We start from the raw sequence: 22,757 nt of genomic DNA on the forward strand, positions 1-22,757 counted from the left end.
GTAGACTGCACGCCAAATAATGTACAGCTGTACGCTGAAACGCTGTCAAATTCTTCCCCCTTAGAAATTCTTTTACAGATGAATAATCATTTACAGCCATACCATGTGGTGCACCGGGTCCAAGATCGAATCAATCACTGCGCAGGCCGCATTACGTTGCGCGAGTGGACGCCTGCGGGCGAACAGCAGCTCACCTGGACACAGGCCGGGCAGCGCATTCAGCGCATTGCCAGCGCGCTCTTAGCGTTGGGGCTGGACGTTCAGGAACGGGTTGCGATTTTCTCTCATAACTCAATGAACTGGTCTCTGGCCGATCTGGCGCTGCTGCACCTGCGTGCGATCAGCGTGCCGATCTATGCCACGAATACGGCGGCACAGGCGGCATTCATCATCAATGATGCGGATATCCGTACGATATTCGTTGGTGGTCAGGAGCAACTGGATGCGCTGCTGGCGCTGCGGGACACGTGCCCGCAACTGCGAAACATTATCGTGATGGATGAAGGCGTTAACCTGCGCGGTAGCGACATCGCACAATCTCTGCATGAATTTGAAGCGCAGGCCGTAGAAGATTTCTGGCGTGATGAATGGCAAACGCGTATCGACAGCCGCGATCTCAACGATCTGTTTACGCTGATTTATACCTCTGGCACTACCGGTGAGCCGAAAGGTGTCATGCTGGATTACACCAACATGGCGATGCAGCTTAAGCTGCATGACGATCGTCTGGATATGTCAGAAAATGACGTATCGCTCTGTTTCTTACCGCTTTCCCACGTATTTGAGCGCGCCTGGAGCTTTGTCATTATGCACCGCGGCGCGCAGAACGTGTATCTCAGCAACACGAATCTGGTGCGTGAGGCAATGCAGACGGTGAAGCCTACCGTGATGTGCGCCGTACCGCGTTTTTATGAGAAAGTGTATAGCGCTATCCATGAAAAAGTGGCGCAGGCGCCGTGGTATCGCCAGCGGCTATTTAACTGGGCTATCGCGCAGGGGCAACGCGCTTTTCTTGCGAGCCAGACCGCGAAGAAGGGCGGTCTTTTCCGTCGCGTTATGCACCACTATGCAGACCGTCTGGTGTTAGGAAAACTGCGCCAGTTACTGGGGGGCGAGATTCGCTTTATGCCAGCCGCAGGCGCACGACTGGATGACAACATCATTCTGTTTTTCCGGTCGATCGGGATTCGCATCATTTATGGCTACGGCATGACCGAAACCTGTGCGACGGTTTCCTGCTGGGAGGAAGGTCGCTTCCGCCTGGGCTCTATTGGTACGCCGCTGCCGGGCATTGAAGTCCGCATTGGTGAGGAAAAAGAGATTCAGGTGCGCGGTGCGACCATCATGCGGGGTTATTTCCACCGTCCGCAGGAAACCGCAGACACTTTTACCGAAGATGGCTGGCTGAAAACCGGCGATGCGGGGGAACTGGATGCCAATGGTAACCTGTTTATTACCGAACGATTGAAAGATCTGATGAAAACCTCCGGCGGTAAATATATTGCCCCGCAGCATCTGGAAGGCACGCTGGGACAGGATCGCTTCATCGAGCAGGTTGCGATTATTGCGGACACGCGTAAGTACGTGTCTGCGCTGATTGTTCCCTGCTTTGAGGCATTGGAAGAATACGCTCACTCTATCAACCTGAAGTATCACGATCGTCTGGAGCTGCTGCGCCACAGCCATATTATTGAGCTGTTCGAGCAGCGCTTGCGGGAGATGCAGAAAGAGCTTTCCCGCGTGGAGCAGGTGAAGAAATTCACGCTGCTGCCTGTGCCGTTTTCGATGGCAGAAGGGGAACTGACGCCAACGCTCAAGCTGCGCAGGAAGATCATCAACCAGCGTTACCAGCTGGAAATTGATGCGATGTACGCCGAGTCTTGATGATGTTGTAGGCCGAGATGCGCGTTTCCTGAAAAGAAATGTGGTTTTCGGCCTCAATATTTCACTCTGTAATTTATGTCCTTCATGGACGATCTCTCAGGTCTGAAGGTTTTCAGTTAGTATTTTATCTCAGTTCCTTTTTCCCTCACGTTCGATTTCCCCTAGGCACGATTAAGGGCGGTGGTTTTTTGCCGTTTGTCTGCGTCATAATCTGGCGTTATGTTAATGGGTTATCAGTAATCCCTATAATATTTCGTATTCTTGTACTAAAAGTTAACAGTATTAACACAACGTGAGTTCGGGGATTTCTCCCGATCAATACAGAAGCGGATTCCGCTTTCTGAACAAAAGAGGCAGACCCATGGAGATGTTGTCAGGCGCCGAAATGGTGGTCCGATCGTTGATCGATCAGGGCGTAAAACATGTGTTCGGTTATCCGGGCGGTGCGGTGTTGGATATTTACGACGCCCTGCATACGGTTGGTGGTATCGAGCATATTTTGGTGCGGCATGAGCAAGGTGCGGTACATATGGCGGATGGCTATGCGCGCGCGACGGGTGAGGTCGGCGTCGTGCTGGTCACGTCTGGTCCTGGTGCGACCAACGCGATTACCGGTATCGCTACTGCCTATATGGACTCCATTCCTATGGTGGTGTTGTCCGGTCAGGTTGCGACTTCGCTGATTGGCTATGACTCCTTTCAGGAATGCGACACGGTGGGCATTTCCCGCCCTATTGTGAAGCACAGTTTTCTGGTCAAGAAAGCGGAAGATGTCCCGACGATTCTGAAAAAAGCGTTTTATCTGGCATCGACTGGGCGTCCCGGGCCAGTGGTGGTCGATCTGCCGAAAGACGTCATGAATCCAGCGAATAAACTACCGTACGTTTATCCTGAAAGCGTCAGCATGCGTTCCTATAATCCGACAGTTCAAGGGCACAAAGGTCAGATTCGTCGCGCGTTGCAAACCCTGCTGGCGGCAAAAAAACCGATTATCTACAGCGGCGGTGGCGTCATTAATGCGGAGTGTCATGAAGAACTGCTGACGCTGGCGGAAAAACTTAACCTGCCAGTGACAACCTCCCTGATGGGGCTGGGCGGCTTTCCTGGCACGCACCGTCAGTGCCTCGGTATGCTGGGGATGCACGGGACATATGAAGCCAATACGGCTATGCATAACGCCGATGTGATTTTCGCCGTAGGGGTGCGTTTCGACGACCGAACAACGAACAATCTGGCGAAGTACTGCCCGAATGCGACGGTTCTGCACATTGATGTCGATCCCGCGTCGATTTCCAAAACGGTAAACGCCGATATCCCTATCGTGGGCGATGCTAAACAAGTATTAACCTTGATGTTGGAGTTGCTGGCACAGGATGGCGCACCACAGCAGTTTGATGCGCTGCGCGACTGGTGGCAGGGTATCGAACAGTGGCGTGGGCGTCACTGTCTGAAATACAGTACCGAAGGCGACAAGATTAAACCACAGGCGGTGATTGAAACGCTGCATCGGCTGACCGAAGGCAAAGCCTATGTGGCATCGGACGTCGGCCAGCACCAGATGTTCGCTGCGCTGTATTATCCTTTCGATTTACCACGCCGCTGGGTGAACTCCGGTGGACTGGGCACGATGGGCTTTGGCCTGCCTGCGGCATTGGGCATCAAACTTGCGCTGCCGGAAGAAACGGTGATTTGCGTAACGGGCGACGGCAGTATTCAGATGAATATTCAGGAGCTTTCTACGGCGCTGCAATATGATCTGCCTGTGGTGGTCATTAACCTGAACAACCGTTTCCTCGGCATGGTGAAGCAGTGGCAGGACATGATCTACTCTGGCCGCCATTCCAGTTCTTACATGGAATCATTACCGGATTTCGTCAAGCTGGCTGAAGCGTACGGTCACGTCGGGATTTCTATCGATACGCCGGACGAACTGGAAAGCAAGCTGTTGCAAGCGCTGGCGCAGAAAGACCGTCTGGTGTTTGTTGATATCAACATCGACAGCAGCGAGCATGTTTACCCCATGCAGATTCGCGGCGGGGCGATGGATGAAATGTGGTTGAGCAAAACGGAGAGGACCTGATCATGCGGCGGATTTTGTCAGTATTACTTGAGAATGAATCAGGCGCCTTGTCACGTGTCGTCGGCCTGTTTTCCCAGCGCGGCTACAACATCGAAAGTCTGACGGTGGCACCAACCGAAGACCCAACGCTATCTCGTATGACTATCCAGACGGTAGGCGATGAGAAAGTGCTGGAGCAGATCGAAAAGCAACTGCACAAGCTGGTGGATGTCCTGCGCGTCAGCGAGCTGGGGCAGGGCGCGCACGTTGAGCGTGAGATCATGCTGGTGAAGCTACAGGCTACAGGCTATGGTCGTGAAGAAGTGAAACGCTGCGCCGATATTTTCCGCGGCCAGATCGTGGATGTCACCGCTTCGCTTTATACTGTACAGCTTGCTGGCACCAGCGATAAGCTGGATGCGTTCCTGAGTGCCGTACGTGAAGTCTCCGAAATTGTTGAAGTGGCGCGCTCTGGTATCGTCGGCGTATCGCGCGGCGATAAAATCATGCGTTAATCGACTTTTCGCTGCTTTTTCTTTTAAGAGGCCCGATAATAGTATCGGGCCTTTTTATTTCCCTTATCTTATATAGACACAATATATTCAGCTTAAAAGACATCCATTATTGATATGGCAGCTTGAAATATGTCGGTAACGTGATAAAAGCAGTTGCCGTACAAAAGCTTCTGCTGTTAGATCTACGCCATATCCATGATGATTTTATGGTCATCATACTATTTATTGAGCCGGCCTACTTATTTTCCGGCCTACTAAGGGGTTACCGTGAAACTGGATGAAATCGCGCGTCTTGCGGGTGTTTCACGCACGACAGCCAGCTATGTCATTAACGGGAAAGCAAAACAATATCGCGTGAGCGATAAGACCGTTGAGAAAGTCATGGCTGTCGTCAGGGAGCACAATTATCATCCCAACGCCGTCGCGGCTGGATTACGTGCCGGGCGTACGCGTTCAATTGGTTTGGTTATTCCCGATTTGGAAAATACCAGCTATACACGCATCGCTAATTATCTGGAGCGTCAGGCCAGACAGCGCGGATATCAGCTATTAATTGCGTGTTCAGAAGATCAGCCAGACAATGAGATGCGCTGTATTGAGCATCTGTTGCAGCGCCAGGTTGACGCGATTATTGTTTCTACCGCATTACCGCCGGAGCACCCGTTTTATCAACGTTGGATAAACGGCAGTCTGCCGATTATTGCGTTAGACAGGGCGTTAGATCGTGAGCACTTCACCAGCGTGGTGGGGGCCGATCTTGAAGATGCTGAAATGCTGGCGCAGGAATTAAGAAAAGTGCCTGCGAAATCGGTACTTTATCTTGGCGCTTTGCCTGAGCTTTCCGTCAGCTTCCTGCGTGAGCAGGGGTTCCGTCAGGCGTGGGCGGGCGATCCGCGCGAAGTGAATTACCTTTATTCTAATAGCTATGAACGCGTGGCTGCCGCTGCCGCGTTTATGGATTATTTGAAAAATAATCCTATGCCCGAAGCGTTATTCACCACTTCATTCCCGCTATTGCAGGGAGTGATGGACGTCAACCTGAAGATTAACGGGCGTTTGCCGAATAATCTGGCTATCGCGACCTTTGGGGACAATGAACTGTTGGATTATCTGGAGTGTCCGGTATTGTCTGTCGCTCAGCGCCATCGTGAAGTCGCGGAACGCGTACTGGAGTTGGTGTTGGCCAGTCTGGATGAGCCGAAAAGGCCGAAACCTGGTTTGAATCGTATCCGGCGTAATCTGTATCGTCGTGGCTCTTTGAGCCGCGCGTAATTTCGACCTGCTTTTTGCGCCATAAATTGCTATGGCGCTTCTTCCTTACCCAGCCTCAATTCACTTTTACGGCAAGGCGACCCGGAATAGCCGACGGCAATATTCCAGAAAGTAGCCATATATCACGCCCGTCACCATCGACACCACCAAATTACTGGTAACTGCGGTCAGGATTTGCGCGGGGTTCGCCCCGATAGACCAGAGAATGATGGCGTAAACCGGGGATTGGAAACTGACATAGGCAAACAGATCGGCGACGCTGCGTACCAGAAAATGCTCACCGCCGTGACGTCTGGCCATATTCAACACGCGATCGCGGTAAAGCCCATACGGCCAGGCAATGGCAATATTGACGGGGATAGATAACAAGCGTGAAGACAGCGATTGCTCGACGCTCATACCGGAAAGCATGATTTCTATCGCCATGCCGGTGATGAAACAATAGACAACGAGCGCAAAGGTATCTGCAGTGGCACTTCGCAATCGTGACGTCGGGGAAAACATGCCTGGTTGCTCCATTCTTAGGGCGGATAAACTGGTGTAATGGTTTAATGTGGTTTTTTGTCATGCCTTATTTTGTTTGTGTAGTTTACATCACTGCATGATTGGCTTTGTACTAGGTAAAAATATTTATTTGTGAGTGTTTTTTATACTTTCCCGCTACTTTATATCTGCCCGGCAATTTTCCCGTTTTTTTATCGCGACAAGGGATTTAAAATTGTTTAAAAACAAATTGTTATGGTTTTTTGGTGAAAGACCTTTCTGTGTGGGAAGGAATTGCGTTAAAGCATTAAAGGAAGTGAGTAGATGACCGATAAAACAGGGTGGCTTGTGGTGCTCCATTTTTAATGCGTTTTGAGGATGAGGGACGCTTAATGTATTCGATACATTTCCTGAGCCTGCTTTTCTTTTCAGGAAACCGCGTTCGTCGGTGGGGCATCAATTAACGTAAATCGGCTGATTAATGAAGAATCGGCGATGTTGATGTTAAAAATGTGACATTGAGCAGATGTTAACCGCTACGGTATGATGCTGCGGGCTTGTGTAGGCCTTGGTATTCAAGGTGTTCGGCCTGGTAAGACTATTCTGAAAACCGCTGCCTTTGGTATCAGCTTGTGACAATAAAAATAATCGATATGCCGGACTTGGTGGCTATATGTTTGCAATGTTCCCGTTCCGCTATGAATTTTCCTCAAATTATCATGATGTTAATCTTTGTTAATTCTGACTCCTTATTCCTTTTACCTCTATGACGGCCCCAATTCATTCAGGAATAATCCCAAAGCGCGCCAGCTCTGGCTTGACAAGGTTTTCATACCCTCCGTACACTCTTAAAGGTGGGATTTTGTGGGGTAAAGTGGTGAAAAAGGTTATGGAGGGGTAACTCAGGTATGTTTCGTGGGGCTACGCTGGTTAACCTCGACAGTAAAGGGCGCCTTGCTGTGCCTACCCGATATCGGGAAATGCTGAACGGGGAATCGCAAGGTCAAATGGTTTGCACCATTGACCTGCATCAGCCATGCCTGCTGCTTTATCCCTTACCTGAATGGGAAATTATTGAACAAAAATTGTCGCGCTTGTCGAGCATGAACCCTGCTGAACGTCGTGTTCAGCGTTTGTTATTGGGGCATGCCAGCGAGTGCCAAATGGATAGTGCAGGGCGTTTGTTGATTGCGAATACGTTAAGGCAGCATGCGGACCTCAAAAAAGAAGTGATGCTAGTCGGGCAGTTCAACAAGTTTGAACTGTGGGATGAACAGACTTGGTATCAACAGGTCAGGGATGATATTGACGCTGAACAATCGACTCAGGAACCTTTGTCTGAGCGATTGCAGGACCTATCGCTATAGCCATGCTGGAAAATTATAAACATACCACCGTCCTGTTGGATGAGGCAGTAAATGGCCTGAATATTCGCAGCGGCGGCATATACATCGACGGCACATTTGGCCGTGGTGGTCATTCTCGTCTGATTCTTTCCCAACTGGGGCCGGAAGGACGTCTGTTAGCTATCGATCGCGATCCTCAGGCAATTGAAGCCGCCAAGGCGATTGACGATCCTCGTTTCTCTATTATTCACGGGCCGTTTTCCGCGATGGCGGAATATGTTGCGGAACTCGGGCTGACCGGGCAGATCGATGGCGTTCTGCTCGATCTTGGCGTTTCTTCTCCTCAGCTTGATGACCCTGAGCGTGGGTTCTCATTTATGCGCGATGGCCCGCTGGATATGCGCATGGATCCGACACGTGGCTTGTCCGCCGCGGAATGGCTGATGAAAGCGGAAGCTGACGACATTGTCTGGGTCTTGAAAACATTCGGCGAAGAGCGTTTTGCCAAACGTATTGCCCGCGCCATTGTGGAGCGTAATCGTCTCGACCCGATGACGCGGACAAAAGAACTCGCTGAATTGATCGCTGCCGCCAGTCCGATTAGAGAAAAGCATAAGCATCCGGCAACGCGCAGTTTTCAGGCGATCCGCATTTACATCAATAGCGAATTGGAAGAGATCGAACGTGCGCTAGAAGGCGCACTGAGCGTACTGGCTCCGCAGGGACGTCTGTCGGTGATTAGCTTCCACTCGTTAGAAGATCGGATTGTGAAACGGTTTATTCGCCATCAGAGCCGCGGGCCACAGGTGCCAGCTGGCCTGCCGTTAACGGAAGAACAGTTGCGCAGCCAGGGCGGACAGACGCTAAAAGCTGTCGGCAAGAAACTGATGCCTTCGGAAGCAGAAGTTGCGGAAAACCCACGCGCGCGCAGTTCTGTTCTGCGCTTCGCTGAGAGACTGCCAGCGTGATCGGTAACGAGCGGCATACTCTGGTCGGCGTCATCGGTGAGGATTTGCTGCGTAATGCAAAGCTCCCGGTGTTGCTGATGATTGCCGTGCTGGTTTCTGCGGTCTTTGTGGTCACCACGGCGCATAAGACGCGACTGCTGACAGCAGAACGCGAACAGCTGCTGCTGGAGCGTGATGCGTTGGATATCGAATGGAGAAACTTGATCCTGGAGGAAAACTCACTAGGGGATCATAGCCGCGTGGAGCGGATCGCGACGGAAAAACTGCAAATGGGGCACGTTGATCCGTCACAGGAAAACATTGTGGTTAAGCAATGAACTAAATAGGCAACCAGCTAAGCATGAAAGCAGCCCGTACAGGAAAGTTAAAGCGCCAGGAAGATCAAGCCAGCTTTGTTAGCTGGCGTTTTGCGTTGCTTTGCGGCTGTATCCTGCTTGCGATGGTTGGCTTGATGGCGCGTGCGGCTTATCTTCAGGTTATCAACCCAGACAAACTGGTGCGCGAAGGGGATATGCGTTCTCTGCGCGTACAGGAAGTGCCGACGGCACGCGGCATGATAAGCGATCGTGCTGGCCGTCCTTTGGCCGTCAGCGTGCCGGTGAATGCCGTCTGGGCCGATCCGAAAGAAGTGAACGATCGTGGCGGTATTACGTTGGATACGCGCTGGAAAGCACTGTCTGATGCGCTCGATATTCCGTTGGATCAGTTGGCAACCAAGATCAACGCTAACCCGAAAGGGCGCTTCGTTTATCTGGCTCGCCAGGTGAATCCTGCCATTGGCGAATATGTTCATAAACTGAAACTGCCGGGCATTAATCTGCGGCAGGAATCTCGTCGGTATTACCCTTCTGGACAAGTGACCTCTCACCTCATCGGCTTCACCAATATCGATGGCCAGGGTATTGAAGGCGTTGAGAAAAGCTTTGATCGCTGGCTGACCGGGCAACCCGGTGAACGAACCGTGCGTAAAGACCGCTTTGGTCGCGTGATTGAAGATATCTCTTCTGTTGATAGCCAGGCTGCACACAATCTGGCGCTGAGCATTGATGAGCGTCTGCAGGCGCTGGTTTACCGCGAACTCAACAACGCGGTTGCCTTTAACAAAGCTGAGTCAGGAACGGCTGTGCTGGTTGATGTGAATACCGGTGAAGTGCTGGCGATGGCGAATAGCCCGTCTTATAACCCGAACAATCTTGCGGATACGCCGAAAGAGATTATGCGTAACCGCGCCATCACCGATATCTTCGAACCGGGTTCTACGGTTAAACCGATGGTGGTAATGACGGCGTTGCAGCGTGGTGTCGTCAAAGAAAATAGCGTGCTCAATACGCTGCCTTACTACGTCAACGGTCATGAAATCAAAGACGTGGCGCGCTACAGCGAATTGACGCTGACGGGCGTGCTACAGAAATCGAGTAACGTCGGTGTTTCCAGACTGGCGTTAGCGATGCCTTCCTCTGCGCTGGTAGATACTTACTCGCGCTTTGGATTAGGAAAAGCGACCAATTTGGGGTTGGTCGGAGAAAGCAGTGGCTTATACCCTCAAAAACAACGGTGGTCTGACATAGAGAGGGCCACCTTTTCTTTCGGCTACGGGCTGATGGTAACACCGTTACAGTTAGCGCGAGTCTACGCCACGATCGGCAGTTTCGGTATTTACCGTCCGCTATCGATTACCAAAGTCGATCCACCGGTTCCTGGCGAACGCGTCTTCCCTGAAGCGCTGGTGCGTTCCGTGGTGCACATGATGGAAAGCGTTGCGCTACCCGGCGGCGGCGGTACCAAGGCGGCCATCAAAGGCTACCGTATCGCGATTAAAACCGGTACGGCCAAGAAAGTTGGCCCAGATGGCAAGTACATCAACAAATATATTGCCTACACGGCGGGTGTGGCACCAGCCAGTAACCCACGCTTTGCTCTGGTTGTCGTGATTAACGATCCGCAGGCAGGGAAGTACTACGGCGGCGCGGTTTCTGCGCCAATCTTTGGCGCCATCATGGGCGGCGTTCTGCGTACGATGAATATCGAACCGGATGCGTTGCCGACAGGCGACAAAAACGAGTTTGTAATTAATAGAGAAGAGGGATCAGGTGGCAGATCGTAATTTGCGCGATTTACTTGCGCCGTGGGTGCAAGACACTCCGGCGCGCGCGCTGCGGGAAATGACATTAGACAGCCGCGTTGCGGCTGCCGGGGATCTGTTTGTCGCGATTGTCGGGCACAAAGCAGATGGACGGCGCTATATTCCGCAGGCAATTGCGCAAGGCGTAGCAGCGATTGTTGCCGAAGCTGAAGGTGAGGCCGCTGATGGCACCGTTCGCGAAATGCACGGTGTACCAGTGGTGTATCTCAGCAACCTGAATCAGCGGCTGTCCGCACTGGCAGGCCGTTTTTATCAGCAGCCTGCGGAAAAGCTACAGCTGATTGGCGTAACGGGAACCAACGGAAAAACGACGACAACTCAGCTTCTGGCGCAGTGGAGTCAGGCATTAGGCGAAACGAGTGCCGTGATGGGCACCGTAGGCAATGGTCTATTAGGTCGGGCGATTCCGACGGAGAATACGACAGGGTCTGCTGTCGATGTTCAGCAGGTGCTGAGCCAACTGGTCGATCAAGGTGCGACGTTCGCCGCCATGGAAGTGTCCTCCCACGGTCTGGTGCAGCATCGTGTGGCTGCGTTGCCGTTCGCGGCGGCGGTGTTCACTAACCTGAGCCGCGATCATCTTGATTACCATGGCGATATGGAAAGCTACGAAGCGGCCAAATGGGCGCTGTTCTCCGATCATCGTGTTGGGCAGATGATTATCAACGCAGATGACGACGTCGGACTGCGCTGGTTGGCGAAGCTGCCGGATGCGGTTGCCGTCACTATGGAAAACAATCTTGTCCCCGGCTGCCGTGGGCGCTGGCTGAAAGCGACACAGATTGATTATCACGATAACGGTGCCACGATTGCGTTTGATTCAAGCTGGGGGCATGGTGCAATTGAAAGCCGCCTGATGGGCGCGTTTAACGTCAGCAATATGCTGCTGGCGCTGGCAACGCTGCTGTCTCTGGGCTATCCGCTCGATAAATTGGTTATCGCGGGTTCTCAGCTGCAACCGGTATGTGGCCGCATGGAAGTTTTCCATGCTGAAGCAAAACCAACGGTCGTTGTGGATTACGCCCACACGCCAGATGCGCTGGAAAAAGCGCTTGAAGCGGCACGCTTGCACTGTCAGGGGAAACTCTGGTGTGTGTTTGGCTGTGGTGGCGATCGTGATAAAGGTAAGCGCCCACTTATGGGCGGTATCGCAGAACAACTGGCCGACCGCGTTGTGGTTACCGATGATAACCCGCGTAGTGAAGAGCCTCAGGCGATCGTGGCCGATATTCTCTCTGGGCTGCTGGATGCCGGGCGCGTTCAGGTGATTCACGGACGTGCTGAAGCGGTCACTAGCGCGATTATGCAGGCGCAGGAAAATGACGTAGTGCTGGTTGCGGGTAAAGGGCACGAAGACTACCAACTGGTGGGCAATCAGCGTCTCGATTATTCCGATCGCATCACCGTTGCCCGCCTGCTGGGGGTGATTGCATGATTCGCGTCTCCTTGCAGCAGCTTGCCACGGTGCTGAATGCGCAGCTGATTGGCGAAAATATTGATATTGAAGATGTTTCAACCGATACGCGTAAGCTGACGTCTGGCGGTTTATTTATCGCGCTGAAAGGCGAGAAATTCGATGCGCATGATTACGCTGCGGATGCAGTGAAAGGCGGTGCGGCGGCTCTGTTAGTCAGTAAGCACTTACCTATCAATGTGCCGCAACTGCTGGTGAGCGATACGCGTCTGGCGCTGGGCCAATTGGGTGCCTGGGTTCGTCAGCAGTCAACGGCGCGTGTTGTCGCCCTGACAGGCTCTTCCGGTAAAACCTCGGTTAAAGAGATGACGGCGGCGATTCTGCGCCAGTGTGGCTCCGTGTTGTATACCGCTGGTAACTTCAACAACGATATCGGTGTGCCGCTGACGCTGTTGCGTCTGACGGCGGAACACCAGTTCGCAGTGATTGAGCTGGGGGCAAATCACATTGGTGAGATTGCCTATACCACCGATCTGGTGCGGCCGGAAAGCGCGCTGGTCAACAATCTGGCTGCCGCGCATCTGGAAGGCTTTGGCTCACTGGCCGGTGTGGCGCAGGCTAAAGGTGAGATATTTTCTGGTTTGCCAGCAGACGGCGTAGCGATCGTGAATGCAGACAGCAACGATTTCCCGCACTGGCAGGTCATGCTGAATCATAAAACCGTCTGGCGTTTCTCACCGCAGGCTGCTTGCGATATCGATTTTTTTGCCAGCGACGTAGAGGTTTTGGCGCAAGGCACGCGTTTCATGCTGCATACACCGTTTGGTGAAACGCAGGTTCTGCTGCCTTTACCGGGTCGACATAACATTTCTAATGCACTGGCGGCGGCTTCGCTGGCGATGTCCGTCGGAGCGACGCTGGAAGCCGTTAAAGCCGGATTATCTCAGCTTCAGGCGGTGCCGGGGCGACTGTTCCCGATAGCTTTGTCTGAAGGCAGGCTGCTGTTGGATGACAGCTACAACGCCAATGTCGGTTCAATGACGGCGGCGGCACAGGTGCTGGCAGAGATGCCGGGCTACCGTGTGATGGTCGTTGGTGATATGGGCGAGTTGGGGGGTGAAGCCCCTGAGTGCCATCGTCAAGTGGGCGAAGCGGCGCGTGCTGCGGGAATCGATCGCGTATTGAGTGTGGGAACGTTGAGTGAATTGATCGGCACTGCCAGTGGCAAGGGTGAGCATTTTCAGGATAAAGCCGCGCTGGTTTCACGTTTGAAGGTGCTGATGTCAGAACATAACGTCATCAGCGTATTGGTCAAAGGCTCACGCAGTGCTGCGATGGAGCAGGTTGTACATGCATTACAGGAGAATGCGCAATGTTAGTATGGCTGGCCGAACATTTGGCCAAACTTTATACCGGCTTTAACGTCTTTTCTTATTTGACGTTCCGCGCCATTGTCAGCCTGCTGACCGCATTGGTTATTTCCTTATGGATGGGGCCGCACATGATTGCCTGGCTGCAGCGTTTGCAGATTGGGCAGGTGGTGCGTAACGAAGGGCCGGAATCACATTTCAGTAAGCGCGGAACCCCGACAATGGGGGGCGTGATGATCCTGGTGGCGATTATCGTTTCCGTTTTGATGTGGGCGAATCTGTCTAACCCGTATGTCTGGTGCGTACTGCTGGTGTTAGCGGGCTACGGCGCGGTCGGTTTTGTTGATGATTATCGCAAAGTGGTCCGTAAGGATACCAAAGGACTGATTGCCCGCTGGAAATATTTCTGGCAGTCGGTGATTGCGCTCGTGGTGGCTTTCACCATGTATTCCATCGGTAAAGATACGCCAGCCACGCAGCTGGTTGTGCCGTTTTTCAAAGACGTAATGCCGCAACTGGGCCTGCTCTATGTTGCGCTGGCCTACTTTGTGATTGTCGGCACCAGTAATGCCGTAAACCTGACTGATGGTCTGGATGGTTTGGCAATCATGCCGACTGTGTTTGTTGCGGCGGGTTTTGCACTGGTGGCATGGGCAACAGGGAACATGAACTTTGCCGGTTACCTGCACATTCCGTATATCCGTCATGCCAGTGAACTGGTGATCGTCTGTACCGCGATTGTGGGCGCAGGGCTTGGGTTCCTGTGGTTTAACACCTATCCGGCGCAGGTCTTCATGGGGGACGTAGGTTCTCTGGCGCTGGGCGGCGCGCTGGGGACTATTGCGGTCCTGCTGCGTCAGGAGTTTTTGTTAGTGATTATGGGCGGTGTCTTCGTGGTCGAAACGCTGTCGGTGATTTTGCAAGTCGGGTCCTTTAAGTTGCGCGGGCAGCGGATTTTCCGCATGGCGCCGATTCATCACCATTATGAACTTAAGGGCTGGCCGGAACCGCGCGTGATTGTGCGCTTCTGGATTATTTCGTTGATGCTGGTGCTGATTGGCCTGGCAACGCTGAAGGTACGGTAAGACATGGTGGACTATCAGGGTAAAAAAGTCGTCATTATCGGGTTGGGTCTGACCGGGCTCTCCTGTGTTGATTTCTTTCTCGCGCGCGATGTCGTACCGCGCGTGGTGGATACCCGTATCAGTCCGCCGGGTCTGGATAAGCTGCCGGAGCAGGTAGAACGACACCTCGGTAGCCTGAATGAAGACTGGCTGATGAGCGCAGATTTGATCGTCGCCAGTCCTGGTGTTGCGTTGGCGACGCCGATTCTATGTGACGCCGCCGACGCTGGCATTGAGATTGTTGGCGATATCGAACTGTTCTGCCGTGAAGCGCAGGCACCAATTGTGGCGATTACCGGCTCTAACGGTAAAAGTACGGTGACGACGCTGGTCGGCGAAATGGCGCGTGCCGCAGGCTGGCAGGTGGGTGTGGGGGGCAACATCGGTCTACCTGCACTGCAACTGCTTGAACAGCCCGCTCAGCTGTATGTGCTGGAGCTGTCGAGTTTCCAGTTGGAAACGACGAGTAGCCTGCACGCTGCTGCGGCAACCATTTTGAACGTGACGGAAGATCACACTAACCGTTACCCGTTTGGTCTACAGCAGTACCGGGCAGCGAAATTGCGTATTTATGAACACGCGGATTTGTGTGTTGTGAATGCTGATGATGCGCTGACCATGCCGGTTCGCGGTGCGGATGCACGCTGTCGCAGTTTTGGCGTCGATGTCGGCGATTATCACCTTAACCGTCAGCAGGGAGAAACTTGGCTGCGGGTTGACGGTGAACGTGTGCTCAATACCCGTGAAATCAAGCTGGTTGGGCAGCACAATTATACGAATGCATTGGCAGCGCTGGCGTTGGCTGATGCAGTGAAGATTCCACGTGCGTCGGCGTTGACGGCGTTGACGTCATTTACCGGATTGCCTCATCGCTTTCAAATGGTTTTCGAGCGTAATGGCGTGCGGTGGATCAATGATTCTAAAGCCACCAATGTGGGCAGCACCGAGGCCGCATTGAGCGGTTTGGCGGTAGAAGGCACGTTGCACCTGCTGTTAGGCGGTGACGGTAAATCTGCCGATTTCTCGCCGCTGGTGCCGTATTTGCAGGGCGAGCACATTCATTTGTACTGCTTCGGTCAGGATGGGCAACAACTGGCTGCGCTGCGCCCAGAAATTGCCGAGCAGACAGAAACGATGGAACAAGCAATGCGTATCATCGCTGAACGCGTTAAGCCGGGCGATATGGTGCTGCTGTCGCCAGCCTGCGCAAGCCTGGATCAGTTCCGCAGTTTTGAACAGCGAGGCGATGAATTCGCTCGTCTGGCGGAGGAGTTAGGCTGATGCGGTTCTTCGGGCTGGCGTTTATCGAGCGCATCAAGAGCTGGGTTATGGGAACGCGCGAAAGCGATACGCTCAGCGTTGTCCTGTACGACAGGACGCTGGTGTGGTTGACGCTTGGGCTGGCCGTGATTGGTTTTGTGATGGTGACGTCGGCCTCTATGCCTGTTGGACAGCGTCTTGCCAGCGACCCGTTCCTGTTCGCGAAACGTGATGCGATTTATATCGGGTTGGCATTTGGCTTGTCGTTAATCACGCTGCGTGTGCCGATGGAGATATGGCAACGTTACAGCCCGGTACTGCTACTGCTCGCCATGGTTATGTTGCTGGTGGTGCTCGCGGTGGGAAGCTCGGTCAACGGTGCGTCACGCTGGATTTCGCTGGGGCCATTGCGTATTCAGCCTGCGGAATTATCCAAGCTGGCGCTGTTTTGCTACCTGTCCAGCTACATGGTGCGCAAAGTTGAAGAAGTGAGAAATAACTTCTGGGGCTTTTGCAAACCAATGGGCGTGATGGTGGTGTTGGCGGTGCTGCTGCTTGCACAGCCTGACCTCGGCACCGTGGTGGTACTGTTTATTACGACGCTGGCGATGCTGTTTCTGGCTGGCGCTAAGATGTGGCAGTTTCTGGCGATCATCGGCTGTGGCGTGTTTGCCGTTGGCCTGCTGATTATTGCTGAGCCTTACCGTATGCGCCGTGTGACGTCTTTCTGGAATCCATGGGACGATCCGTTTGGCAGCGGCTACCAGTTAACGCAGTCCCTGATGGCATTTGGGCGCGGTGAATTCTGGGGGCAAGGGCTGGGGAATTCAGTACAGAAACTGGAATATTTGCCGGAAGCACATACCGATTTCATTTTCTCTATTTTAGGTGAAGAACTCGGCTATATCGGTGTGGTTTTAGCGTTGTTAATGATATTCTTCGTCGCTTTTCGCGCGATGTCTATCGGGAAGCGGGCGCTGGAGATCGATCAGCGTTTTTCGGGCTTTCTGGCGTGTTCTATCGGTATCTGGTTCAGTTTTCAGACGCTGGTAAACGTAGGCGCGGCGGCGGGGATGCTACCGACCAAAGGGCTGACGTTGCCGCTGATCAGTTACGGCGGTTCCAGTTTGCTGATTATGTCGACGGCAATAGTGTTGCTGTTACGCATTGATTTTGAAACGCGTCTGACGAAAGCGCAGGCGTTTACGAGAGGTGCCCGATGAGTGGCGAAGGCAAGCGTTTGATGGTGATGGCTGGCGGTACGGGCGGGCATGTCTTCCCCGGGCTGGCGGTTGCGCACCACCTGATGGCGCAGGGCTGGCAGGTTCGCTGGTTAGGTACGGCGGATCGTATGGAAGCCGATTTGGTGCCTAAGCATGGTATCGAAATTGATTTTATCCGCATTTCTGGCTTGCGTGGTAAAGGCATTCGGGCGCAGTTAAGCGCGCCGATTCGTATTTTTCAGGCAGTGCGTCAGGCTCGCGCGATTATGCGCCGTTACCAGCCTGACGTGGTGCTGGGGATGGGCGGTTATGTTTCCGGTCCCGGTGGCTTGGCTGCCTGGCTGTGCGGCATTCCGGTCGTCCTACATGAGCAGAACGGTATTGCAGGGTTGACCAATCGCTGGTTATCCCATATCGCCAAAAAGGTATTGCAGGCATTCCCGGGCGCGTTTCCTAAAGCAGATGTTGTGGGGAACCCGGTCAGAACCGATGTACTAGCATTGCCTGCGCCGGAAACACGATTAGCCGATCGCTCAGGCCCTGTGAGGGTGCTGGTTGTTGGTGGTAGTCAGGGCGCAAGAGTGCTGAATCAAACGTTACCCAGTGTGGCAGCACAGCTGGGCGATCGCGTGACGATTTGGCATCAGGTTGGTAAAGGGGCGTTATCAACCGTTCAACAGGCCTATCAGGATGTTGGGCAGACGCAGCACAAGATTACCGAATTTATTGATGACATGGCGGCAGCTTACGCTTGGGCTGATGTGGTGGTGTGCCGTTCCGGCGCATTGACCGTCAGTGAAATTGCAGCGGCTGGGTTACCGGCGCTGTTTGTCCCGTTCCAGCATAAAGATCGGCAGCAGTACTGGAATGCGCTGCCGTTGGAAAAGGCAGGCGCGGCAAAAATTATTGAGCAGCCACAGTTCAGCGTGGCTGCTGTTAGCGAGGTGCTATCCGGTTGGGATCGCGCAACCTTGCTGACAATGGCACAAAAAGCCCGCGCAGTGGCCATTCCAGATGCAACCGACCGGGTTGCGGCGGAAGTCAGTGCAGCTGCAGGCAGTCGGGCCACACATGTGGCTCATGGTTAATTAATACAACGTTGTCGGACATAAGGCTGTGCGACGACGCTACAAGGTAGCGATAGAATAAAGTGAATACTCAACAACTGGCGAAACTACGTTCAATCGTGCCCGAGATGCATCGCGTCCGGCACATACACTTTGTCGGCATCGGCGGTGCTGGCATGGGTGGTATCGCCGAAGTGTTGGCCAACGAAGGTTATGAAATTAGCGGTTCCGATCTGGCTCCAAATGCGGTGACGCAGCAGTTGACTGAACTTGGCGCGCAGATTTACTTCCACCACCGTGCAGAGAACGTTCTGAACGCCAGCGTGGTGGTGGTGTCGAGTGCGATTACTGCGGATAACCCTGAGATTGTCGCCGCGCATGACGCACGTATTCCGGTGATCCGTCGTGCCGAGATGTTGGCGGAGCTGATGCGTTTTCGTCACGGTATTGCGATCGCAGGTACGCACGGTAAGACGACGACGACGGCGATGGTCTCCAGTATTTACGCGGAAGCGGGACTGGATCCGACATTTGTGAACGGTGGATTAGTGAAGGCGGCGGGAACGCATGCGCGTTTGGGCTCAAGCCGTTACCTGATTGCGGAAGCGGATGAAAGCGATGCGTCTTTCCTGCATTTGCAGCCGATGGTAGCGATTGTGACCAATATCGAAGCTGACCATATGGACACGTATCAGGGTGATTTTGAGAACCTGAAGCAGACGTTCATCAATTTCCTGCACAACCTGCCGTTTTACGGGCAAGCAGTGATGTGTATTGATGATGCGGTAATCCGTGAGCTGTTGCCGCGTGTGGGTCGTCATATCACCACGTATGGCTTTAGCGACGATGCTGATGTACGTATTTCAGGGTATCACCAGACTGGCGCGCAAGGGCATTTCACGCTGGAGCGGAAAGATAAACCACTGCTTACTGTCACGCTGAATGCACCGGGGCGTCACAATGCGCTCAACGCGGCGGCGGCGGTTGCTGTGGCGACCGATGAAGGCATTGATGACGAGGCGATTCTGCGCGCGCTTGAGCGTTTTCAGGGCACCGGTCGTCGCTTTGATTTTCTCGGTGAATATCCGCTTGAGCTGGTGAATGGTCAAAGCGGTACGGCGATGTTGGTGGATGATTACGGCCACCATCCGACGGAAGTCGATGCCACGATTAAAGCCGCCCGCGCCGGGTGGCCAGATAAGCGGTTGGTCATGATTTTTCAGCCGCATCGCTATACGCGAACCCGCGATTTGTATGACGATTTCGCACACGTGCTATCGCAGGTTGACGTGCTGCTGATGCTGGATGTGTATTCCGCTGGAGAGTCGCCAATTCCGGGCGCGGACAGCCGTTCGCTGTGCCGTACGATTCGCGGCAGAGGTAAGATTGATCCGATTCTGGTGACGGATGTGGATACTTTACCGGAACTGTTGTCACAGGCGCTGCGAGGTGAAGACCTGATTTTGGTTCAGGGCGCCGGCAACATCGGTAAACTGGCGCGTAAACTGGCTGATTCCAGATTACAGCCACAGATGAGTGAATGAGGAACATCATGACTGAGAAAGTTGCTGTATTGCTTGGTGGAACCTCTGCCGAACGTGAAGTGTCGTTACTTTCCGGTCAGGCGGTTTTGGCTGGCCTGAAAGAAGCGGGCATCAACGCGCATGCGGTTGATACCCGTGACGTCTCTGTGACGACGTTAAAGGAAGAAGGCTTTACCAAGATTTTCATCGCCTTACATGGTCGTGGTGGCGAAGATGGTACATTGCAGGGCGTTCTGGAGTTCTTGGGGCTGCCTTATACCGGTAGCGGCGTCATGGCATCTGCACTGACGATGGATAAACTCCGCACCAAACAGGTGTGGCAAGCCGTGGGATTACCGGTGTCGCCATACGTGGCGCTGGATCGTCGCCAATATTCAGAAACGGCGGCAAACGCGCTGCTGGCGAAATTCACCCATCTTGGGTTGCCGTTGATCGTCAAGCCAAGCCGTGAAGGTTCCAGCGTGGGGATGAGCAAAGTGAATACGCTGAGCGAACTGCCTGCGGCACTGGAAGAAGCATTCCGTCACGATGACGATATTCTGATCGAGAAGTGGCTGAGCGGCCCAGAGTATACGGTGGCTATCCTGGGTGATGACGTGTTGCCTTCTATTCGTATTCAGCCTGCGGGTACGTTTTACGATTATGAAGCGAAGTATTTATCGGATGATACGCAGTATTTCTGTCCGAGTGGTTTGCCGGACGAGCAAGAGCAGGCGCTAGCGGGCCTGGCGATGGCGGCTTATCGTGCGGTGGGCTGTAGCGGATGGGGACGCGTCGATTTTATGCTGGATAGCGACGGTGCCTTCTATCTGCTTGAAGTGAATACGTCTCCGGGGATGACGAGCCACAGTCTGGTTCCTATGGCAGCGCGCCAACGTGGGCTGACTTTCTCGCAACTGGTCGTGAAAATTTTAGAGCTCGCTGGCTGATATGTCGCAGGCAGCGCTGAATACACGCGGACGAGAGCCTGAAACCAAAGGAACACGTCGCAGTAATGGAGGCCAATTGGCAGGAATGATTTTCCTGCTGATGGTGATAGGGACGATCGTCTGGGGAAGCTGGATGGTTGTGGGGTGGATGAAAGATGCCAGCCGCTTACCGCTCTCCCGCATGGCAGTGACAGGGGAAAGGCAGTACACCACCAACGACGATATCCGTCAGGCCATTTTGTCGTTGGGGTCGCCGGGAACGTTCATGACACAGGATGTGAACGTGATCCAGCAGCAGATCGAGCGTCTGTCGTGGATAAAACAGGCTAGCGTGCGCAAGCAGTGGCCGGACGAATTAAAGATTCATCTGGTTGAATATGTTCCGGTAGCGCGTTGGAATGATCAGCTAATGGTTGATGCAGAAGGAAATTCGTTCAGTGTACCCGCCGAACGTATTGGCAACCGCAAGATGCCGCTGCTGTATGGCCCGGAAGGTAGTGAAGCAGAAGTGCTGGAAGGCTATCGCACAATGAATCAGACGCTGGCCGCCGGGAAGTTTACGTTAAAAATGGTGGCGATGAGTGCGCGGCATTCGTGGCAACTAGGATTAGACGATGATACTCGCCTCGAATTGGGACGGGACGACAGGGCTAAACGTCTGCAACGCTTTATCGAGCTGTATCCGCTGTTGCAGCGGCAGGCTCAGAGCGAAAACAAACGTATCAGCCATGTGGATTTGCGGTATGACAGCGGGGCCGCGATAGGTTGGGCTCCAGCTTTGCTTGATCAGCAACAGGGTGATCAACAACAACACGGTGATCGGCAACGAGTTGGTCAGCACTAAGACATTGATCAGCAACAGAACAGTAACCAGAAACAGGCACAGGCTAAACAACAATGATCAAGTCGACGGACAGAAAACTGGTAGTTGGGCTGGAAATCGGTACAGCAAAAGTGGCTGCGCTGGTAGGGGAAGTTCTGCCCGATGGCATGGTCAACATTATTGGCGTAGGCAGTTGCCCGTCACGCGGTATGGATAAAGGCGGCGTAAACGATCTGGAATCGGTCGTTAAATGTGTTCAGCGCGCTATTGATCAGGCTGAGTTGATGGCAGACTGCCAGATCTCTTCCGTGTATCTGGCGCTCTCGGGAAAACACATCAGCTGCCAGAATGAAATAGGGATGGTGCCTATTTCAGAAGAAGAGGTTACGCAGGACGACGTGGAAAGCGTGGTGCATACCGCTAAATCCGTGCGCGTGCGTGATGAACATCGTGTTCTCCATGTGATTCCACAGGAGTACGCGATCGATTATCAGGAAGGGATTAAAAACCCGGTTGGCTTATCCGGCGTGCGCATGCAGGCGAAAGTCCACCTGATAACCTGCCATAACGATATGGCGAAGAATATTGTTAAAGCCGTTGAACGCTGCGGCTTAAAGGTCGACCAACTGATTTTTGCGGGACTGGCTTCCAGTTATGCGGTTCTGACAGAAGATGAACGTGAGCTGGGCGTGTGTGTCGTTGATATTGGCGGCGGTACAATGGATATCGCGGTCTATACCGGTGGCGCATTGCGACACACTAAAGTGATTCCGTATGCGGGCAATGTGGTTACCAGCGATATTGCTTACGCATTTGGTACACCGCCGACGGATGCCGAAGCGATCAAGGTGCGTCACGGTTGTGCATTAGGCGCGATCGTTGGCAAAGATGAGAATGTGGAAGTCCCGAGCGTTGGAGGACGTCCACCCCGCAGTCTGCAAAGACAGACATTGGCGGAAGTGATTGAACCACGTTACACCGAGCTGTTGAACTTGGTGAACGATGAACTTTTACAGTTGCAGGAGCAGTTGCGTCAACAAGGCGTGAAACACCATCTGGCAGCCGGGATCGTGCTGACGGGCGGTGCCGCGCAAATAGACGGTCTGGCGGCCTGTGCGCAGCGTGTGTTCCATACACAGGTGCGTATTGGACAACCAATGAATATAACAGGGCTGACGGATTATGCCCAAGAGCCTTATTACTCAACGGCGGTTGGGTTGCTGCATTACGGAAAAGAATCTCATCTGGGTGGTGAGCATGAAGTCGAAAAACGTGCCTCAGTGAGCAACTGGTTCAAGAGAATCAACAGCTGGTTGAGGAAAGAATTTTAATG

At 53.3% G+C, this 22,757-nt stretch carries 19 protein-coding genes; 18 read left to right on the forward strand and 1 reads right to left on the reverse strand.

Translation table 11 applies throughout. The features are described from left to right. The first annotated feature begins 78 nt into the window (after nt 1-78). The 4 genes from Q3A88_RS03425 (at nt 79) to cra (ending at nt 5,730) form a co-directional block, all read left to right on the forward strand. A complete protein-coding gene (locus Q3A88_RS03425) occupies nt 79-1,884 on the forward strand; it encodes an AMP-dependent synthetase/ligase (RefSeq protein WP_039285311.1) in 1,806 nt (601 codons plus the stop codon). Nucleotides 1,885-2,245: 361 nt separating this feature from the next. Further along, a complete protein-coding gene (gene ilvI, locus Q3A88_RS03430) occupies nt 2,246-3,964 on the forward strand; it encodes an acetolactate synthase 3 large subunit (RefSeq protein ID WP_014916658.1) in 1,719 nt (572 codons plus the stop codon). Nucleotides 3,965-3,966: 2 nt separating this feature from the next. Beyond that, nucleotides 3,967-4,458, forward strand: coding sequence for an acetolactate synthase small subunit (gene ilvN, locus Q3A88_RS03435; protein WP_010681718.1), 492 nt, complete (start codon nt 3,967-3,969; stop codon nt 4,456-4,458). A gap of 267 nt (nt 4,459-4,725) precedes the next feature. Next, on the forward strand, nt 4,726-5,730 hold the full coding sequence (gene cra / locus Q3A88_RS03440; protein ID WP_039278293.1) for a catabolite repressor/activator: 1,005 nt from the start codon (nt 4,726-4,728) through the stop codon (nt 5,728-5,730). A 66-nt stretch (nt 5,731-5,796) separates the two neighbouring features. Here cra and Q3A88_RS03445 read toward each other — a convergent pair whose 3' ends face one another. Next, nucleotides 5,797-6,234 (reverse strand): L-alanine exporter AlaE, encoded by a 438-nt coding sequence (locus tag Q3A88_RS03445; RefSeq protein ID WP_231051755.1) that lies wholly within the window; start codon nt 6,232-6,234, stop codon nt 5,797-5,799. Between the two features lie 887 nt (nt 6,235-7,121). Here Q3A88_RS03445 and mraZ point away from each other — a divergent pair. From mraZ to ftsA, 14 genes are all read left to right on the forward strand, one after another. Further along, the gene (gene mraZ, locus Q3A88_RS03450; protein ID WP_010298042.1) at nt 7,122-7,580 is read left to right on the forward strand and encodes a division/cell wall cluster transcriptional repressor MraZ; all 459 of its coding nucleotides are present in this window, start codon (nt 7,122-7,124) and stop codon (nt 7,578-7,580) included. 2 nt (nt 7,581-7,582) lie between these two features. Continuing rightward, nucleotides 7,583-8,527: a 16S rRNA (cytosine(1402)-N(4))-methyltransferase RsmH gene (rsmH, locus tag Q3A88_RS03455; protein ID WP_010681524.1), complete on the forward strand. Its 945-nt coding sequence runs from the start codon at nt 7,583-7,585 to the stop codon at nt 8,525-8,527. Further along, a complete protein-coding gene (ftsL, locus tag Q3A88_RS03460) occupies nt 8,524-8,844 on the forward strand; it encodes a cell division protein FtsL (RefSeq protein WP_014916655.1) in 321 nt (106 codons plus the stop codon). The genes rsmH and ftsL overlap by 4 nt, the downstream gene beginning before the upstream one ends. Before the next feature lie 23 nt (nt 8,845-8,867). Next, nucleotides 8,868-10,631 carry a peptidoglycan glycosyltransferase FtsI gene (locus Q3A88_RS03465; protein ID WP_014916654.1) on the forward strand — a complete coding sequence of 588 codons (1,764 nt, stop codon included), beginning with the start codon at nt 8,868-8,870 and terminating at the stop codon, nt 10,629-10,631. Then, nucleotides 10,618-12,105 carry a UDP-N-acetylmuramoyl-L-alanyl-D-glutamate--2,6-diaminopimelate ligase gene (gene murE / locus Q3A88_RS03470; protein WP_110162394.1) on the forward strand — a complete coding sequence of 496 codons (1,488 nt, stop codon included), beginning with the start codon at nt 10,618-10,620 and terminating at the stop codon, nt 12,103-12,105. Before Q3A88_RS03465 ends, murE begins: the two co-directional genes overlap by 14 nt. Beyond that, nucleotides 12,102-13,463 carry a UDP-N-acetylmuramoyl-tripeptide--D-alanyl-D-alanine ligase gene (gene murF, locus Q3A88_RS03475; RefSeq protein ID WP_110162395.1) on the forward strand — a complete coding sequence of 454 codons (1,362 nt, stop codon included), beginning with the start codon at nt 12,102-12,104 and terminating at the stop codon, nt 13,461-13,463. Before murE ends, murF begins: the two co-directional genes overlap by 4 nt. Then, nucleotides 13,457-14,539 (forward strand): phospho-N-acetylmuramoyl-pentapeptide-transferase, encoded by a 1,083-nt coding sequence (mraY, locus tag Q3A88_RS03480; protein ID WP_010298023.1) that lies wholly within the window; start codon nt 13,457-13,459, stop codon nt 14,537-14,539. Before murF ends, mraY begins: the two co-directional genes overlap by 7 nt. A 3-nt stretch (nt 14,540-14,542) precedes the next feature. Next, the gene (gene murD / locus Q3A88_RS03485; RefSeq protein WP_110162396.1) at nt 14,543-15,859 is read left to right on the forward strand and encodes a UDP-N-acetylmuramoyl-L-alanine--D-glutamate ligase; all 1,317 of its coding nucleotides are present in this window, start codon (nt 14,543-14,545) and stop codon (nt 15,857-15,859) included. Further along, on the forward strand, nt 15,859-17,061 hold the full coding sequence (gene ftsW, locus Q3A88_RS03490; RefSeq protein WP_039283451.1) for a cell division protein FtsW: 1,203 nt from the start codon (nt 15,859-15,861) through the stop codon (nt 17,059-17,061). The genes murD and ftsW overlap by 1 nt, the downstream gene beginning before the upstream one ends. Beyond that, nucleotides 17,058-18,149 (forward strand): undecaprenyldiphospho-muramoylpentapeptide beta-N-acetylglucosaminyltransferase, encoded by a 1,092-nt coding sequence (gene murG / locus Q3A88_RS03495; RefSeq protein ID WP_110162397.1) that lies wholly within the window; start codon nt 17,058-17,060, stop codon nt 18,147-18,149. Before ftsW ends, murG begins: the two co-directional genes overlap by 4 nt. A 62-nt stretch (nt 18,150-18,211) precedes the next feature. Further along, complete coding sequence (murC, locus tag Q3A88_RS03500; RefSeq protein ID WP_010681517.1) at nt 18,212-19,672, forward strand: UDP-N-acetylmuramate--L-alanine ligase; 1,461 nt, start codon at nt 18,212-18,214, stop codon at nt 19,670-19,672. A gap of 8 nt (nt 19,673-19,680) precedes the next feature. Beyond that, complete coding sequence (locus Q3A88_RS03505; protein WP_039509897.1) at nt 19,681-20,601, forward strand: D-alanine--D-alanine ligase; 921 nt, start codon at nt 19,681-19,683, stop codon at nt 20,599-20,601. 1 nt (nt 20,602) lies between these two features. Further along, the gene (gene ftsQ, locus Q3A88_RS03510) at nt 20,603-21,445 is read left to right on the forward strand and encodes a cell division protein FtsQ (protein ID WP_039278323.1); all 843 of its coding nucleotides are present in this window, start codon (nt 20,603-20,605) and stop codon (nt 21,443-21,445) included. Between the two features lie 53 nt (nt 21,446-21,498). After that, complete coding sequence (gene ftsA, locus Q3A88_RS03515) at nt 21,499-22,755, forward strand: cell division protein FtsA (RefSeq protein ID WP_010298002.1); 1,257 nt, start codon at nt 21,499-21,501, stop codon at nt 22,753-22,755. Nucleotides 22,756-22,757 lie beyond the last annotated feature (2 nt).

The organism is Pectobacterium sp. HCp5_1, assembly GCF_032905925.1.
Taxonomy (GTDB): domain Bacteria; phylum Pseudomonadota; class Gammaproteobacteria; order Enterobacterales; family Enterobacteriaceae; genus Pectobacterium; species Pectobacterium brasiliense_A.

Bases quoted from the DNA above. Each gene is read 5' to 3' on its own strand.
- Q3A88_RS03425 (WP_039285311.1), top strand. From the start codon at position 79: ATGAATAATCATTTACAGCCATACCATGTGGTGCACCGGGTCCAAGAT.
- mraZ (WP_010298042.1), top strand. From the start codon at position 7,122: ATGTTTCGTGGGGCTACGCTGGTTAACCTCGACAGTAAAGGGCGCCTT.
- ftsA (WP_010298002.1), top strand. From the start codon at position 21,499: ATGATCAAGTCGACGGACAGAAAACTGGTAGTTGGGCTGGAAATCGGT.
- Q3A88_RS03445 (WP_231051755.1), bottom strand. From the start codon at position 6,234: ATGTTTTCCCCGACGTCACGATTGCGAAGTGCCACTGCAGATACCTTT.
- Q3A88_RS03465 (WP_014916654.1), top strand. From the start codon at position 8,868: ATGAAAGCAGCCCGTACAGGAAAGTTAAAGCGCCAGGAAGATCAAGCC.
- ftsQ (WP_039278323.1), top strand. From the start codon at position 20,603: ATGTCGCAGGCAGCGCTGAATACACGCGGACGAGAGCCTGAAACCAAA.
- murD (WP_110162396.1), top strand. From the start codon at position 14,543: ATGGTGGACTATCAGGGTAAAAAAGTCGTCATTATCGGGTTGGGTCTG.
- murG (WP_110162397.1), top strand. From the start codon at position 17,058: ATGAGTGGCGAAGGCAAGCGTTTGATGGTGATGGCTGGCGGTACGGGC.
- murF (WP_110162395.1), top strand. From the start codon at position 12,102: ATGATTCGCGTCTCCTTGCAGCAGCTTGCCACGGTGCTGAATGCGCAG.
- ilvN (WP_010681718.1), top strand. From the start codon at position 3,967: ATGCGGCGGATTTTGTCAGTATTACTTGAGAATGAATCAGGCGCCTTG.
- mraY (WP_010298023.1), top strand. From the start codon at position 13,457: ATGTTAGTATGGCTGGCCGAACATTTGGCCAAACTTTATACCGGCTTT.
- Q3A88_RS03505 (WP_039509897.1), top strand. From the start codon at position 19,681: ATGACTGAGAAAGTTGCTGTATTGCTTGGTGGAACCTCTGCCGAACGT.
- rsmH (WP_010681524.1), top strand. From the start codon at position 7,583: ATGCTGGAAAATTATAAACATACCACCGTCCTGTTGGATGAGGCAGTA.
- ftsW (WP_039283451.1), top strand. From the start codon at position 15,859: ATGCGGTTCTTCGGGCTGGCGTTTATCGAGCGCATCAAGAGCTGGGTT.
- ilvI (WP_014916658.1), top strand. From the start codon at position 2,246: ATGGAGATGTTGTCAGGCGCCGAAATGGTGGTCCGATCGTTGATCGAT.